Genomic DNA, 15,457 nt, shown 5'->3' with positions numbered 1-15,457 from the left:
CCGGGGATTCGGCTCTGTCGGGTCAGCTCGGGGGTTGGGGCAGCGATCCGACCAACCGCAGCCGCACGTCGTCGAGGTCGGTGGCGATGTGGGCGGCTCCGGCGAGCGCGTCCTCGGCCGGCGGGTAGTCGCCGTTGGGGATCGCCACGACCGTCATGCCCGCCCGGGCAGCCGCGCGCAACCCGTTGCTGGAGTCCTCGACCGCGAGGCACTGCGCCGGGTCGTGGCCGAGCTTGTCGGCGGCGGCCAGGTAGACGTCGGGGCTGGGTTTGCCGCGCGGCACCTCGGCGCTGGACACGGTCGCCGAGAAGTGCGGGGTGAGCCCGTGCCGGTCGAGGACGGCGTCGATGAGCCGTCGCGGGGCGGAGGAGGCCAGCGCGATGGGTGCGCGGGCGGCGACGTCGGTGACCATCTTCTCGGCGCCGGGCAGCAGCTCGATCTCACCGCCGTCGAGAGCGGTGATCATGTCGTCGACGACGATCCGCTCGGTGTCGGCGGCGGATTCGGCGGCCCGGCTGAACTCGGCGAGGAACGCGGCCCACTCGGGTGCGCTCATGCCCTGGACCTGCCGGGTCTGCTCCCCCGTCCAGCTGCGGCCGCGAGCCGCGGCGAAGCGGGTCCACATCCGCTCCCACAGGTGCTCGCTCTCGACCAGGACGCCGTCCATGTCGAACACGACCGCGCGATGAGCGCCGTTCGGCCGATCCGGCTGGGTCATCCGTACCTCCCACCAATCACTGGTGGAGCCAAATTAACACTCGGATCGTTAACTGTCACTAGTCCAGTGATAGTCCGGCGGGTCTCCATCACATCGGACGCTCGACGAGGCAAGATGTCCGCATGTCGTCCGCACCGAAGAAGCAGTCCCCCCGACTCCAGCGGCAGCAGAGGATCGTCGACCACGTCCTCGCGCAGGGCTTCGCCAGCGCCGCGGAGCTGTCCTCGCTGACCGGGGTCAGCCTGATGACGGTGCACCGCGACCTCGACGACCTGGCGACGCGGGGCCTGCTGCGCAAGTACCACGGCGGGGTCTCGGCCCAGCCCTCGACGGTGTTCGAGTCCAGTTCGGACTTCCGGCTGCACACCCACACCGCCGAGAAGGAGGCGCTGGCCCAGGACGCGCTGCGGTTCATCACGCCGGGCATGTCGGTGATGCTCGACGACTCCACGACGGCGCTCGCGCTGGCCAGGCTGCTGCCCGAGGTGGGCCCGCTGACGGTGGTCAGCAACTACCGGCAGGTCCAGGAGACCCTGCGCGACGTGCCCGACATCCGGCTGATCGGACTGGGCGGCGAGTACTCCCGCACCCACGACTCCTACCTGGGCCTGCCGTGCCAGGAGATGATCTCGACGTTCTCGGTGGACATCGTGTTCCTGTCCACCTCGGCCATGAACGCCCGCCTGACCTACCACCAGGAGCAGGAGATCGTCCTGGTCAAGCGCGCGATGATGGGCAGCGCCACCACGAAGGTCCTGATGATGGACGCCAGCAAGGTCGCCCGCTCGGCCCTGCACCAGCTCGCCCCGGTCAGCCACTTCGACCACGTCCTGCTGGCCGGAGACCTCGACGAAGCCCTGGTCGAGGAGATGCGAGAAGAAGCCGAAGTCCACATGACCAAGGCGCACTGACGACAGCAACCCGAGCACGTCAGGCAACCGGCGAAGCCGGTTCCTCACTACCCCACCTAAGACGCTTGCACCGCCGCGGGTTCTGACACGTCTTCTGGGGAGGACAGCCGACGCGCCGTGTATTGGCATACATAAGCCTCGGATCCCGGAGCCAGAAGGCGTGTCAGGTTCCGCTTCTGGCACCGCCAAGCAAAGGGACCACAGAGTAGTGTCAGTGGACAGAACCAAATTCACACCTTGTGCGTTAACTTCAACAGGGTGCATGATGTCCGACATTCGTTGGTAGACACGACCCGTTGGAGACAGTGATGTCCCAAACGTCCGCGACCGGGGCCCCGGGGTTCCTGGACCGCATCGGCATCCCGAGACAGCTCTTCTGGGGCTTCGTAGCCGTCCTCATCTTCATGATCGGCGACGGCGTGGAGACCACGTTCCTGTCCGACTACCTGCAGCAACCCGAGGGCGGAGCGCTGCCGGGCGCGGTGGCCTCGTTCGCGACGGTCACGCTCTACGGCGTCGCGGCCATGATCGCGGCGTGGTTCTCCGGGACGCTCTCGGCGATCTGGGGTCCGCGCCGGGTGATGTGGCTGGGCGGCGCGTGGTGGGTCGGCTTCGAGTGCCTGTTCCTGTTCGCGGCGCTGCCGTCGCACAACGCGGTGTTCATCGTCGCCACCTACGGCGTCCGCGGCTTGGCCTACCCGCTGTTCGCGTTCTCGTTCCTGGCGTGGGCGCAGGTGGCGAGCCCGACGAAGATGCGCGGTTCGGTGGCGGGCTGGTTCTGGTTCGCCTTCACGGGTGGTCTGCCGACGCTGGGCGCCGCGCTGGCGGCCCTGTCGATCGGCGTGTTCGGGCTGAACGACTACCAGACCCTGGTGCTGTCGCTGGTCGTGGTGACGGTCGGTGTGCTGCTGGGTTCGTTCGCGGTGCGCGAGGAGCACGGGCTTCGGCCGATCGCGGATGAGACGGTGGAGAACCCGCGCAGCCTCAAGCGCCTGGCGGAGGGCGTGGACATCCTGTGGCGGGATCGCCGGGTGCTGGCGGGCGGTTTGATCCGCATCGTGAACACGGCGCCGCAGTACGGGTTCTTCGCGATGTTCCCGTTCACCTTCGGCCCGGCGGCCCCGGGCGGCGGGTTCCTGACGGCGGCGCAGGTGGCGTCGCTGGCGTCGATCGCCTACGGCGCGAACATCGCGGCGAACCTGTTCTTCGGCGTGTTCGGCGACCGCTTCGGCTGGCGCCGCACGGTGACCTGGTTCGGGTGCGTGGGCTGCGCGATCGCGACGCCGCTGTGGTACTTCAGCTCGATGGCCTCGCAGAGCTTCGCCGTGGCGGCGACGTTCGGCGTGCTCTACGGCTTCGTGCTGGCCGGGTTCGTGCCGTTGTCGGCGCTGATGCCGTCGATGGTGGCCGCCAAGGACAAGGGTTCGGCGCTGGCGGTGCTGAACTTCGGTGCGGGCGGCGCGGCGTTCGTCGGCCCGGTCGTGGTGACGGTGCTGTACCCGCTGGTCGGCGGTGGTGGCGCGGCGATCGTGTTCTGCCTGATGTACCTGGCGGTGGGCTTGCTGTCGTTGCGGATGAAGGACGACAGCGACCCCGGCGAGCACCGCGCGTCCCGCTCCGGTGCGCCCGAGACCGCCGGGGCGTCCGCCTAATCCACTTCGAAGGTCCTGATCAGGCCGTCGTCCGCGAGGGCGGCGGCCTGATCGCCGTCCGGGGTCAGCGCGGGTGGTCCCGCGACGGGCCCGAGCTCGGTTCTGCCGCCGTCCGGCCGGATGATCTCCAGGAGCCCGTCGGCGTTGCGGATCGCGAGCACCGGCCCGGGCGCGATCGCGGGGTCGGAGATCGCCTCGGCGTCGACGGTCCGGACGCGCCGCCAGCCGGCTTGCTCGGCCAGCACCACCAGATCACCCCGCGAGTCCCGGAAGGCCGCGTACCCCCTGGTCACGGCGATGCCGCCGACGGGGTGCTCGTTCGAGGCGAGCGGCTGCCCGCAGCCGGACGCGGTGAGCCGCCAGTGCCGCAGCCCGGATCGCGAGGCCGCCAGCACGTGGACCTCGCCGCTGCCGTCGAGGACCGCGGACACCTCGTCGGCGACGTCGGTTCCGCCGAGCCGGCACCACCCTCCCGCGTCGCGCACGCTCACTCCCCCACCCCGGTCGCGGACGGCGACGAGGACGTGGTCGCCGACCGGCACCGCCGAGGGCGGCCCGAGGTCCACTCCCGGTTCCCGTGGCGGTGGTGCGCCGAGCGGGAGCCACCGGTCGCCGTCCCGCAGCCACACCGCGCCGTTGTCGCGTTCCTGCACCACGAACCGGTCCGGACCGGCGAAGCTCACCGAGCCCTCGCGCGGCACGAACCCCGGTGTGTCCACAACGGACTCGACTCCGGAATCGGTGCGGACGAGCCGGTTTCCGCGCACGTGCACCTGCTGATCGGTGGTGGCCCACCGGGTTCCCCACGGCCGGCGCAGGCGCATCGAGGCCAGCCACGCGTCGTAGGGCGCGTCGAGACTGACCTGCGGGTCGTGCTCGGCGTAGCGGGCGAACACGGCTCGCTTGGCGGCCACGACCCGCTCCGGGAGGTTCGGCGGGGCGTCGGCGACGTTGTAGTCGCGGTAGTGCAGCAGCGGGAGATCCGTTCCGCGCAGCGCGGTTTCGGTGAACCGCGCGGTCGCGACGTGATCGGGGTGGTCGTGGGCGGCACCCCACTGCCCCTGGTAGCGCGGGTCGGGGCGCGGGTCCTGGGTGCGCACGAGCGTCGGCGCGAACTCGGCGACGATCCGGCGCAGCGCGGCGATCACCGAATCCCGGTCGTGCGCGGTCGCGGGTACGACGGAGCCGGTGGCGGGAACCGTGGGCACGTGGTGGGCGGGATCCCGCCAGAGCCTGCTCAGGGCGTGCCGCGAGTCGGGGTCGTTGTCGTCAGGCAGGGCGAGGAACACCAGCGCGACCTCGGGCCGCTCGCGGAGCCGCTGCAGCTCGGCCCGCCGCCCGCCGGGCAGGTCCAGCGCCGAGCGGGTCCAGTCGTCGGCGGCACCGGCCATCGCGGCGAACGCGGCCCGGGTGCCCGCCTGCCTGCTCGCGGCGTAGTCGGCGGGCGGGCGCACGTCGCTCTCCCCCGCCGTGAGGAACACGGTCGTCACCCGGGCGCGGGAGCGCAGCGCCAGGGCCACGTCCGGGCTCATGAACAGCATGTCGTCGTCGGGGTGCGCCACGACCTGCAGGTGCGACGGTCGCGGTCCCGCCGCGGCGACGCCGGGTGAGACCAGCGCCAGCAGAATCGCCAGCAGCGCGACGACCGCCCTCATCGTCCCCACCTCCGCGACAGCACCAGCGCCGTCAGGGCCCCGGTGGCGACCAGCAGCAATCCGACGCGCACACCCGGCGGCGCCCACGTCACCGACAGCACCCCGCCGTCGACGTCCCGGGGGATCCGCACGGTCAGCAGCCCGGCGTCGGTCGCCGAGACCGGAACCGGCCGGCCGTCCACGGTGGCCCGGTAGCCGGGCCAGAACAGCCGCGCGAACACCAGCTCGCCGTGACCGGTGAAGCGCACGGTCTCGCCGCGCGCCCCGCGCTGCGCGTCGTCGATCACCCGCACCCCGCGCGCGGTGCTGACCCGGCCGTGCGGCCACGGCACCGGTGTCGTGCGGGCGAGCACGACGACGTCGGCGTCCCGGTGCGACACGCGCCAGCCCGGTGGCGCCTCGGTCACCTCCCGCAGCCGTCGCTGCACCACGACGCGGGTGGCCTTGAGCTGGTCGGCCAGCCGGTCCGGGCCCCACAGCCGGTCGTAGGCCTGCGGGCAGGTGGCGCCGAAGTAGTTGAGGCACAACGTCCGGTGCAGCGCCTCGTGCCCGATCCCGGTGTAGGACACCAGGCTCGGCACTCCCGCGGCGGCGGGCATGTTGCCCAGCAGCAGTTCCGACCACGCGCTGCGGTCGGCGATGCGCTCGGGCGGTATCGCCTCGCGGGCGGCGATCTGCACGACCGTTCCCCCGCGCGACGCGCCGTGCTGCGCGCGCAGGGCAGCGACGTCGGTCGGGAAGCGGTAGTCGGCGACGTCGGCGTTGACCGGGAACCACAGCAGCTGCAACCCCAGCACCAGCGCGGTTCCCAGGTGCAGCACCACGAACAGCCGCGTCCGCAGCGCGCACACCAGCAGGCCCGCGACCAGCACCAGCCCGATCACGTGCTTGGGCGCCTGCGCCGGCCAGGCCGCGACCGCGAGGTAGCCGCCCACCAGCAGCAGCGCACCGGAGGCCGCCGCGCGCGCCCGCACCCGGTCCCGGCGCGCCCCGGCCGACAGCGCGACCGCCAGCAGCACCGCGAGCGCCAGGTGCAGCAGCGCGACGTGCCGCAGCGGCCACCGGAACATCCACACGTTCGACGGGCCGAGGCACAGCAGCGCCGAGCAGCAGGCCACCACGAGCGCGGTCCGGCACCGCCGCCACGACACCGCGCGCCAGTCCAGCCAGGGCAGCAGCGGCACCGCGAACCACGCCAGGAACGTCGCCGGGACCGTCATCCGGTAGTCGCCGAAGGACAGGATCTGCGGCAGGAACCCCGGGGTGCTGGCGTTGAGCAGGTCCCCGACGCCGGGCACCAGCAGTCCGGAGTTGAACAGCTCCCGGCCCGACCGCCACCCCACCGACGAGGTCGCCAGCACGGGCCAGAACACCAGCGGCAGGCACGCGGCCACCGCGACCCCGATCCCGAGCAGCCGGCGCGGCCCGAACTCGACCGCCCAGCCCGCGAACACCAGGCACAACGCCAGCAGCGCGTACGGATCGCCCGCCGAGACGCACAGGTAGCACAGCGCGAACGGCAGCAGCGCGGGCGCGCCCTCGGCGACGTGGCGGCGCAGCGCCCACCAGGCCCAGGGCACCCACGCCAGCCCCATCAGCCCGCCGGCCCAGCTGGCCGCCTCGAAGTACAGCACGAACCCCGACACCGGCAGCGCCACCGACATCGCCGACGCCGCAGCGGGTTTCGCTCCACACCCGCGGCACAGCAGGAAGGTGCCGACCGCCAGCAGCACCAGGAACTGGATCTTCACCACCGCCGCGGCCACCGCCAGGTCGCCGATGAGGGCGACGAGGACGTAGTCCAGCAGGTGCACCGGGTTCCAGATGCCGAACAGCGATTCGGCGGCGAGGTTGCCGCCCATCCACGAGTCCGGTTCCAGGCCCAGCGACCACTGCCCGGCCAGCAGCCGCTCGCCGAGCCGGTGCCACATCGGCAGGAACTGCGCCGCGCTGTCGTCGGTGAAGTAGAACGACGGGTTCACCAGCAGCGGCACCGTCCCCAGCGCGGCGGTGGCCAGCGCCACCCCGGCCGCGCCCCGCCACTCGCCGATCTCGCCCCGGGTGAGGGCGGCGCGACTGGCCAGGAAGGTCACCGGCACCAGCGCGAAGCCCACCAGCGGCGCCAGCCTCGGGTCGATCCCGTAGACGCTGACCGCCAGCGCCACCGCGGCCGTGCTCACCACCAGCAGCGCCAGGCTCGTCAGCGGGAACAGCAGCAGCGACCGCCCGGTCGGCGGCACCCGGAAGGTGAAGCGGCAGTGCAGCGCGTAGGAGCACAGCGTCGCGACCGCCGTGGCCAGCACGTGCGCCAGCAGGTACGGCAGCAGCAGCCACAACCCCAGGTACGCCGCCCAGTGCACGGCGGTGTTCGCGCCGCCCACCAGCGCGAACCGGCACAGCTGCGAGTCCTCGATCCGCCGCATCACGACACCAGCCCCGGTCCCGGCACCGGCTCCGCCGCGCGCAGCTCGACCGGTGCCGGGCTGGACTCCTTGACCAGGTAGTGCGGCCGCTGCCGGACCTCGGCGCAGGTGCGCCCGACGTACTCGCCCAGCACGCCGAGCAGGAACATCTCGATCCCGGCGCACCCGAGCAGCGCCGCGGCCCAGCGCTGCGGGGAGCCGACGATCGCGGCAGCGGCGCAGCCGAGACCGAACACGAGCGGGCCGAGGTAGAGCGCCGGGCGCAGCGGGTGGTCGTTGAACGAGGTCAGCCCGTCGACGCCGTGATCGACCAACGCAGACGGCCGCCACCGCGAGTCCCCGGTCTCCCGGGGCACGTTGCGGTAGGTGACGCAGCCGGTGTCGAAGCCGATCCAGGCGAACAGGCCCTTGGAGAAGCGGTGCTGCTCGGGCAGCGACAGCAGCGCGTCGACCGCGCGACGCGACAGCACCCGGAAGTCCCCGGCACCGTCCTGCACCCGCACGTCCAGGCACCGCCGCGCGAGCCGGTAGTAGGCGCGCGACAGCGCGGTCCGCCAGGCCCGGTCGCCGGAGCGGCTGCGCCGGGCCACGACCTGGTCGTAGCCGGTGTCGAGCAGCACCAGCATCCGCGGCAGCAGCGCCGGTGGGTGCTGCAGGTCGGCGTCGAGCAGCGCGACGCGGTCGCCGCGCGCGTGCCGGAGCCCGCACAGCATCGCCGCTTCCTTGCCGAAGTTGCGGCTCAGCGACACGTACCGGAACCGGGGGTCGTGCTCGTTGAGGCGCCGCGCCTCGTCCAGGGTGCGGTCGGTGCTGCCGTCGTCGACCAGGATCACCTCGTAGTCCTGGGTCGCGCCGGACAGCGCCGCCACCAGCGCGTCGTGCAGCCGCTGCACTCCGTGCTCCTCGTTGAAGCACGGCACCACCATCGACAGGTACATGGGCAGTTCTCATCCGTTCCGGGGCCGACGCCCGCCGCGCGGAGAACCGGAATCCGCTGCGGGCCTTGCGAGATCACCGAAACCCTGCCCGCCGTCCCGCTCGGCACCCCCTCCCAACACACCGGCGAATCCCCCGTCCCGGTGCGAAATCCGCCGCGAGGTTCCCGATTTCACCGGAAATCGGCGACCGGATTTCCCTGGAAATCGGAGGCCCGACTTCCGCTGGAATCCGGTCGTGGCGAGAAGCGACCTGGTGCGGCATCGGGGTGTGCGTGATGGCAGGCTGGTTCGCATGTCGTCCGCATCGTTTCCTCGCCGGAGCGCGCGCACGCAGGGCTTCAGCCTGGGCGCGCCTCGTAACTTCACCGTCGTCGGAGGCGGTGCGCGCGTCCTGTTCCTGCGCTCGACCAGCGGAACCGACCGCACCACCGCCCTGTGGTCGCTGGAGACCACCACGGGCACCGAACGGCTGCTGGTCGACCCGGCGACGCTGCAGGCCGGCGAGCAGGTGAGCGCCGAGGAGCAGGCCCGCCGGGAACGCGCCCGGGAGCGGGCCACCGGCATCACCGGCTACAGCACCGACCGCGACGGCGGGCTGGTCGTGTTCACCCTGTCCGGCCGCCTGTTCGCCGTCGAGGTGTCCTCCGGCGACGCCCGCGAGCTGCCGGTCCAGCAGCCGGTGGCCGACCCGCGCCCGAGCCCGGACGGTTCCCGCATCGCCTACCTGTCCGGTGGCGCGCTGCGGGTGATCTCCGCGGACGGCTCCGGCGACCGGGCCCTGGTCGAGCCGGACGGCGAGAACATCACCTGGGGCGCGGCGGAGTTCATCGCGGCCGAGGAGATGGACCGCCACCGCGGCTACTGGTGGTCCCCGGACGGCGCGTCGCTGCTGGTCGCGCGGGTCGACGAGTCCCCGGTCCGGCACTGGTACCTGGGCGATCCCGCCCACCCCGACCGCGTCCCGGTCGCCACCCGCTACCCCGCCGCCGGGACCGCCAACGCCGAGGTGTCGCTGCACGCGATCGCGCTCGACGGCACCCGCGCGGAGATCGAGTGGGACCGCGACACCTACCCGTACCTGGCCACCGCGCACTGGTCGTCGCACGGCAGGCCGCTGCTGGCGGTGCAGACCCGGGACCAGCGCACCCAGCTGGTCCTGGCCGTCGACACCGAGACGGGCACGACCGAGGAGATCCACCGGGACACCGACCCGCACTGGATCGACATCAAGCCGGGCTGGCCGTCGTGGACGCCGTCCGGCGAGCTGGTGCGCGTCGACGCCGCCGAGGGCGCCTACCGCCTGGTGGTGGGCGACCGGCCGTGGACCTCCGCGCCGCTGCAGGTGCGCGGCATCATCGACATCGGCACCGACGACGTGCTGGTCTCCGGTTCCGAGGACGACCCGGCCGAGGTGCACCTGTACCGGGTCACCGCCGCCGGGCACGAGCGCGTGACCGGCGAGTTCGGCGTGCACACCGGAACCCGCGGCGGCGACGTGCTGGTGGTGGCCACCGGTTCCCCGGACCAGCCGCGCACCCGGGTGGTGGTGCGCCGGGGCGGTGAGACGATCGCCGAGATCGACAACCACGCCGAGGAGCACGGCCTGGACCTCAACGTCCGGCTGCTGCGGCTCGGCGAGCGCGAGCTGCGCAGCGCCCTGCTGCTGCCCAGCGGCTACTCCCCCGACGACGGTCCGCTGCCGGTGCTGCTCGACCCCTACGGCGGCCCGCACGCCCAGCGGGTGCTGGCCCGCCAGCAGGGCTACCTGACCTCGCAGTGGTTCGCCGACCAGGGCTTCGCGGTGCTGGTCACCGACGGCCGCGGGATGGCGGGGCGCGGACCGGACTGGGACCGCGCGATCGCCGGGGACCTGGCCGGGCCGCCGCTGCAGGACCAGGTCGACGCGCTGCACGCGGCCGCCGCCGAGCACCCCGAGCTGGACCTGGACCGGGTCGCGATCCGCGGCTGGTCGTTCGGCGGCTACCTGGCCGGACTGGCGGTGCTGCGCCGCCCGGACGTCTTCCACGCCGCGATCGTCGGCGCCGGTGTCGTGGACTGGCGGCTCTACGACACCCACTACACCGAGCGCTACCTGGGCGATCCGAACACCTCGCCGGAGGTCTACGAGGCGAACTCGCTGCTGCGCGACGCCGCGAAGCTGGAGCGCCCGATGCTGATCGTGCACGGCACGGTCGACGACAACGTGGTGCTGGCCCACGGACTGCGGCTCTCGGCGGCGCTGACGGCGGCGGCCCGCCCGCACTCGGTGCTGCCGCTGGCGGGCGTGAGCCACATGCCCACCGACGAGACCACCAGCGAGAACCTGCTGGTCATGCAGGTCGACTTCCTGAAGAAGTCCCTGGCCCGCTAGCTAGGACTTCTGCGGCAGGACGGCGACGAGGTGGAAGCCGCCGTCCTCGGAGGGGCCGGCGTCGAGCTCGCCGCCGGCCATCCGGATGCGCTCGGACAGCCCTTCCAGGCCCGCGCCGCCGGAGAGCTCGGTGATCGCCTCCCGCGCGCCGTCCGGGGCGCCGTTGGTGACCTCGATGCGCAGCGCGTCGGCCCGGTTGCTCAGGTTCACCCTGATCCCGGCGCCGGGCGCGTGCTTGGAGGCGTTGGTCAGCGCTTCCTGCACGACCCGGTAGGCGGCGCGCTCGACCGCTCCCGGCACCTCGTGGTTCTCCAGCTCCCCGGTCAGCTCCACCTCGACCCCGGAGGCCCGGGCCTGCCCGACCAGGTCGGAGATCGTGCGCGCCTGGCCGTCGGCCTGCGCGGTCCCCAGACCGAGGGTGGAGCGCATCTCGTCCAACGCCTGCTTGGCCAGCCCGCGCACCCGGGTGGCGGCCTCGCGCACCGCCGGTTCGGAGGTGGTCGCGCCGAGCGCGGCGGATTCGACGGCGATGAGCGTGACGTGGTGGCCGACGGCGTCGTGGATCTCGCGGGCGATGCGGGCCCGCTCCTCCGCGCGCGCCACCTCCGCCTTGGCCTGCGCGGCGACCTCGCCGGCCGCCGCCAGCCGGCGCAGGCTGTCGGCGAGCTGCTCCCGCAGCGCCACCAGCATCCCGATCGCGGCCGGGGCACCGGCCGACAGCAGCACGAACGCCAGCGTCAGCAGGATCGAGCCCGGCGTCAGCGACTGGGTGAGCAGCACCGGGGCGACGGCGACGACGCAGGTCAGCAGCACCCACCCGGCCAGCTCGCGCACCTGCGGGTGCACCCGGGCGACGCGGAACATCGCCACCAGGATCACCGCCCAGCCCAGGCCACCGGCCATCGCGGGCATGCACAGCAGCACGGCCAGCCGCGGCCAGCGGTGCCGCAGCGGCAGCAGCAGCGCCGCGGCCAGGCCGGAGACGACCTTGTAGCCGAACGGGTCGGGCGCGGCCAGGACCGCGATCACGGGCAGCCCGACGGCCAGGGCCTCCACGCCCCAGAACCGCCAGTGCACGCCCTTCACCGCTCACCCCCGACGCCGGAGACGCGCTGGGCGATCAGCGCGGCCTGCACCCGGTTCTGCGCGCCCAGCTTGCTCAGCACGGTCGAGACGTAGCTCTTGACGGTGGCCTCGGTCAGGCCGAGGCGGCTGCCGATGTCGGCGTTGGAGCGGCCGTCGGCGAGCAGCTGCAGCACCTGCCGCTCACGTCCGGACAGGGCGTTGACGAGGTTCTGCTCGCGGGCGTTCTCGCTGCTGGTGCGCAGCCTCGGCAGCAGGCGCGCGGTGATCCGCGGGTCGAGGACCGCGCCACCGGCGGCCAGGTCGTGCACCGCGCGGACCAGCACCTCCGGCTCGGCGTCCTTGAGCAGGAAGCCCTGGGCGCCGAAGCGCAGCGCCTCGGTGACGTAGTCGTCGAGGTCGAAGGTGGTCAGCATCGCGGCCGCGGGCGGCTCGGGCAGCCGCGCCAGGTCCTGCAGCGCGGCGAGCCCGCCGGTGCCCGGCATCTGCACGTCGATCAGGGCGACCTGCGGGCGGTGCGCGCGCACCTCGGACAGCAGGCCGCGCCCGTCCTCGGCCTCGGCCACCACGTCGATGGTGCCGCCGCTCTCCAGCAGGACCTTGAGGCCGCGCCGCAGCATCGGCTCGTCGTCGGCCAGCACGACCCGGATCCGCGCACCGCCGTCGGTTGCCGCCACCTCTCGGTTCACCTCCGCTGCTTCCCGAGGGTCGCCAGCAGACTAACTCCGGTCACCGGCCCGCAGCGCACGGACCGCCGGTTCAGCGCTTGCCCTTCGCCTTCCGCTCACGCACGCGCACCGAGATCCGCACCGGGCTGCCGACGAAACCGAACGTCTCGCGGAACTTGCGCTCCAGGAACCGCCGGTACCCGGCTTCGAGGAAACCGGTGGTGAACAGCACGATCGTCGGCGGCCGGGTCTGGGCCTGCGTGGCGAACATGATCTTCGGCTGCCGTCCGCCGCGCGCCGGCGGCGGGTAGGCGGCGACGAGCTCGTTGAGCCAGCCGTTGAGGCGGCCGGTGGAGATCCGGGTGTCCCAGGAGTCCAGCGCCGTGCGCAGCTGGGGCGCCAGCTTGGCCACCGAGCGGCCGGTCAGCGCGGAGACGTTGACCCGCTCGGCCCAGCGCACCCGCACCAGCTCGCGGTCGATCTCCTTCTCCAGCTGGTGGCGGCGGTCCTCGTCGACCTTGTCCCACTTGTTGTAGGCCAGCACCAGCGCGCGACCCGACTCGACCACCATCGTGATCACCCGCAGGTCCTGCTCGCTGATCGGCTCGGAGCCGTCGACGAGCACGATCGCGACCTCGGCGGCCTCGATGGCGGCCTTGGTGCGCAGCGACGCGTAGTACTCGGTGCCGCTGGCGGTCTTGACCCGCTTGCGCAGCCCCGCGGTGTCGACGAACCGCCACACCTGGCCGTCGAGCTCGACCAGCGAGTCGACCGGGTCCACGGTGGTGCCCGCGACGTCGTGCACCACCGAGCGGTCCTCGCCGGTGAGCTTGTTGAGCAGGCTGGACTTGCCCACATTGGGCTTGCCGACCAGCGCGACCCGGCGCGGGCCGCCGGTGGCGCCGAAGACCTCACGCGGGGTTTCCGGCAGGGCTTCGAGGACCTTGTCCAGCAGGTCGCCCGAGCCGCGCCCGTGCAGACCGCTGACCGGCATCGGCTCGCCCAGCCCCAGCGACCACAGCGAGTGCACGTCGGCCACGCCGCGCTCGTCGTCGACCTTGTTGGCGACCACGATCACCGGCCGCTTCGAGCGGCGCAGCACGCGGGCCACGGCCTCCTCGGTGGCGGTCGCGCCGACCTTGGCGTCGACGACCAGCACGATCGCGTCAGCGGTGTGCATGGCCATCTCGGCCTGGGCGGCCACCGCGCTCTGCAGCCCCTTGGCGTCGGGTTCCCACCCGCCGGTGTCGACCACCGTGAAGCGGCGGCCGTTCCACAGCGCGTCGTAGGCGACGCGGTCCCGGGTCACGCCCGGAGTGTCCTGCACGACGGCCTCACGCCGTCCCAGAAGCCGGTTGACCAGGGTGGACTTGCCCACGTTGGGGCGTCCGACCACGGCCAGGACCGGCTGCGGCTTCGGCGGTGCCTCGTCGCCCTCGGCGGCGGCCTCGTCGAACTCCGCCCACTCGGACTCGTCGGACCACGTGCCGTCCAGGCCCTCCAGCGACTCGTCGGTCACGCTCGTTTACCTCTCACATCGTCAATGGTCCGGTCGGCGACCAGCCGATCCAACTCGGCGATCAGCTCGACCAGTTCGGTGCGCACGGTGTCGGTCGCCGCCACCAGCCCGGCGCGGCCCTTGCCGCCCGCCGGGGAAATCGGCTCCCCGAACAACACGTCGATCCTGGGTAACAGCCTACGGCCCGATCCTTCGGGACGTCGCGTGCCCCGGCAGGCGACCGGCAGGATCTGCGCGCCCGAGGCGCGCGCCAGCCACGCGGCCCCGTGCTCGGCGTTGTCGACGTCACCGGAACCGCGGGTGCCCTCGGGGAACACCCCGACCAGCCCGCCGCCCTTGAGCACGCGCACGGCCGTGAGCAGCGGGGTGCGGTCGGGTTCGCCGCGGCGGACGCCGATCTGGCCGATGCGGGTCAGGAACCAGCCCAGGGCGCCCTTGAACATCTCCTGCTTGATCAGGAACACCGCCGGGCGCGGCACCGTGCCCAGCAGCAGCGGGCCGTCCAGCAGGGAGCTGTGGTTGGCCACCAGCACGACCGGACCGGTGCGCGGCACCCGGTCGGCGCGGTGGACCTTCACCCGGAACGGCAGCCGCAGCGGTCCGCGCGAGATCCACTGGCCGACCCGGTGCAGCCACGGCCAGGAGCCGTCGGGCAGCTGCTCGCTCATGCCGCACCTCCGTCGCCGGTCACGAGCCCGCGCGATTCCACGAGCTTGGTGAGCTGTTCGAGGACGCCGTCGATGTCGAGGTCGGTGCTGTCGAGCTCGACGGCGTCGTCGGCCTGCCGCAGCGGCGCGACCTTGCGCCCGGAGTCCAGGGCGTCGCGGCGCTGCACGTCGGCGTGCGTGGTGCGCAGGTCGCTGCGCCGCCCGTCGGAGGCGTCCTGGGCGGTGCGGCGCGCGGCCCGCGCCTCGGCGGAGGCCGTCAGGTACACCTTCAGGCCCGCGTCGGGCACCACGACGGTGCCGATGTCGCGACCCTCGACGACCATGCCGCCCGGCTCGGTCATCGCCCGGCCGATCAGCTCCCGCTGCAACGCCACCAGCAGCTCCCGGACCTCGGGAACGGCGGAGACCGCCGAGACCGCGCCGGTGACCTCGGGTCCCCGGATCTCGCCCTCGACCTCGGCCCCGTCGAGCCGCACGCCCGGGGCCAGCGGGTCGGTGCCCATGCTCAGCTCGGCCGCGCGGGCCACCCGGATCACCTCGGCGCCGTCGGCCGGGTCGACCCCGGCGCGCAGCACCGCGAGCGTCACCGCGCGGTACATGGCACCGGTGTCGAGGTAGGTCGCGCCGAGCGCCGCCGCCAACTTCTTCGACACCGTGGACTTGCCGGTGCCCGACGGTCCGTCGAGAGCCACCACTCCACGAAGCCTGGCCTGCGCCACGTCGCCGTTCCTCCCCGCTTCACGAACACCGCATCACCAACACGGCCCGGCCGGTCGCCGGAATCAACCATCCATTCTGCCTGGCGGTCACCCGGTGGTCGGAATCGCACCCGGTTGCGGACCGGAACCGGA

General features: G+C 73.0%; 12 protein-coding genes. 3 read left to right on the top strand and 9 right to left on the bottom strand.

Translation table 11 applies throughout. The annotated features are described in order from the left end of the window. Nucleotides 1-22 precede the first annotated feature (22 nt). Nucleotides 23-718 (bottom strand): HAD family hydrolase, encoded by a 696-nt coding sequence (locus BM424_RS22345; protein WP_093421478.1) that lies wholly within the window; start codon nucleotides 716-718, stop codon nucleotides 23-25. A gap of 122 nt (nucleotides 719-840) precedes the next feature. On the opposite strand from BM424_RS22345, the gene BM424_RS22340 reads away from it, so the two are divergent. Together BM424_RS22340 and BM424_RS22335 are read left to right on the top strand one after the other, a co-directional pair. After that, the gene (locus BM424_RS22340) at nucleotides 841-1,629 is read left to right on the top strand and encodes a DeoR/GlpR family DNA-binding transcription regulator (RefSeq protein WP_093421476.1); all 789 of its coding nucleotides are present in this window, start codon (nucleotides 841-843) and stop codon (nucleotides 1,627-1,629) included. Between the two features lie 308 nt (nucleotides 1,630-1,937). Then, nucleotides 1,938-3,281: an RbtT/DalT/CsbX family MFS transporter gene (locus BM424_RS22335; protein WP_093421474.1), complete on the top strand. Its 1,344-nt coding sequence runs from the start codon at nucleotides 1,938-1,940 to the stop codon at nucleotides 3,279-3,281. On the opposite strand, the gene BM424_RS22330 is transcribed toward BM424_RS22335, so the two are convergent. Genes BM424_RS22330 through BM424_RS22320 form a run of 3 tightly spaced genes read right to left on the bottom strand, consistent with a single transcriptional unit; the run spans nucleotide 3,278 to nucleotide 8,297 of the window. Next, complete coding sequence (locus tag BM424_RS22330; protein WP_093421471.1) at nucleotides 3,278-4,936, bottom strand: PIG-L family deacetylase; 1,659 nt, start codon at nucleotides 4,934-4,936, stop codon at nucleotides 3,278-3,280. The genes BM424_RS22335 and BM424_RS22330 overlap by 4 nt on opposite strands. Beyond that, on the bottom strand, nucleotides 4,933-7,359 hold the full coding sequence (locus tag BM424_RS22325) for a GtrA family protein (protein WP_093421469.1): 2,427 nt from the start codon (nucleotides 7,357-7,359) through the stop codon (nucleotides 4,933-4,935). Before BM424_RS22325 ends, BM424_RS22330 begins: the two co-directional genes overlap by 4 nt. After that, nucleotides 7,359-8,297, bottom strand: a complete 939-nt coding sequence (locus tag BM424_RS22320; protein WP_093421466.1) for a glycosyltransferase family 2 protein — start codon at nucleotides 8,295-8,297, stop codon at nucleotides 7,359-7,361. The genes BM424_RS22325 and BM424_RS22320 overlap by 1 nt, the downstream gene beginning before the upstream one ends. Nucleotides 8,298-8,589: 292 nt before the next feature. On the opposite strand from BM424_RS22320, the gene BM424_RS22315 reads away from it, so the two are divergent. After that, entirely contained in the window at nucleotides 8,590-10,668 is a 2,079-nt protein-coding gene (locus tag BM424_RS22315) for a S9 family peptidase (RefSeq protein ID WP_093421463.1), read from the top strand. On the opposite strand, the gene BM424_RS22310 is transcribed toward BM424_RS22315, so the two are convergent. The 5 genes from BM424_RS22310 to cmk form a co-directional block, all read right to left on the bottom strand. Further along, complete coding sequence (locus BM424_RS22310) at nucleotides 10,669-11,754, bottom strand: sensor histidine kinase (protein ID WP_093421461.1); 1,086 nt, start codon at nucleotides 11,752-11,754, stop codon at nucleotides 10,669-10,671. Further along, nucleotides 11,751-12,428 carry a response regulator gene (locus BM424_RS22305; RefSeq protein WP_093421458.1) on the bottom strand — a complete coding sequence of 226 codons (678 nt, stop codon included), beginning with the start codon at nucleotides 12,426-12,428 and terminating at the stop codon, nucleotides 11,751-11,753. The genes BM424_RS22310 and BM424_RS22305 overlap by 4 nt, the downstream gene beginning before the upstream one ends. A gap of 82 nt (nucleotides 12,429-12,510) precedes the next feature. Next, nucleotides 12,511-13,938 (bottom strand): ribosome biogenesis GTPase Der, encoded by a 1,428-nt coding sequence (gene der, locus BM424_RS22300; protein WP_093421456.1) that lies wholly within the window; start codon nucleotides 13,936-13,938, stop codon nucleotides 12,511-12,513. Next, on the bottom strand, nucleotides 13,935-14,606 hold the full coding sequence (locus BM424_RS22295) for a lysophospholipid acyltransferase family protein (RefSeq protein WP_093421453.1): 672 nt from the start codon (nucleotides 14,604-14,606) through the stop codon (nucleotides 13,935-13,937). Before BM424_RS22295 ends, der begins: the two co-directional genes overlap by 4 nt. Beyond that, a complete protein-coding gene (gene cmk, locus BM424_RS22290) occupies nucleotides 14,603-15,301 on the bottom strand; it encodes a (d)CMP kinase (protein WP_093421451.1) in 699 nt (232 codons plus the stop codon). Before cmk ends, BM424_RS22295 begins: the two co-directional genes overlap by 4 nt. Between the last annotated feature and the right edge of the window lie 156 nt (nucleotides 15,302-15,457).

Source organism: Saccharopolyspora flava (assembly GCF_900116135.1).
GTDB lineage: Bacteria > Actinomycetota > Actinomycetes > Mycobacteriales > Pseudonocardiaceae > Saccharopolyspora > Saccharopolyspora flava.
Note: the sequence above shows the minus strand (reverse complement) of the source record. Positions and strands in the feature narration are given on the sequence as shown.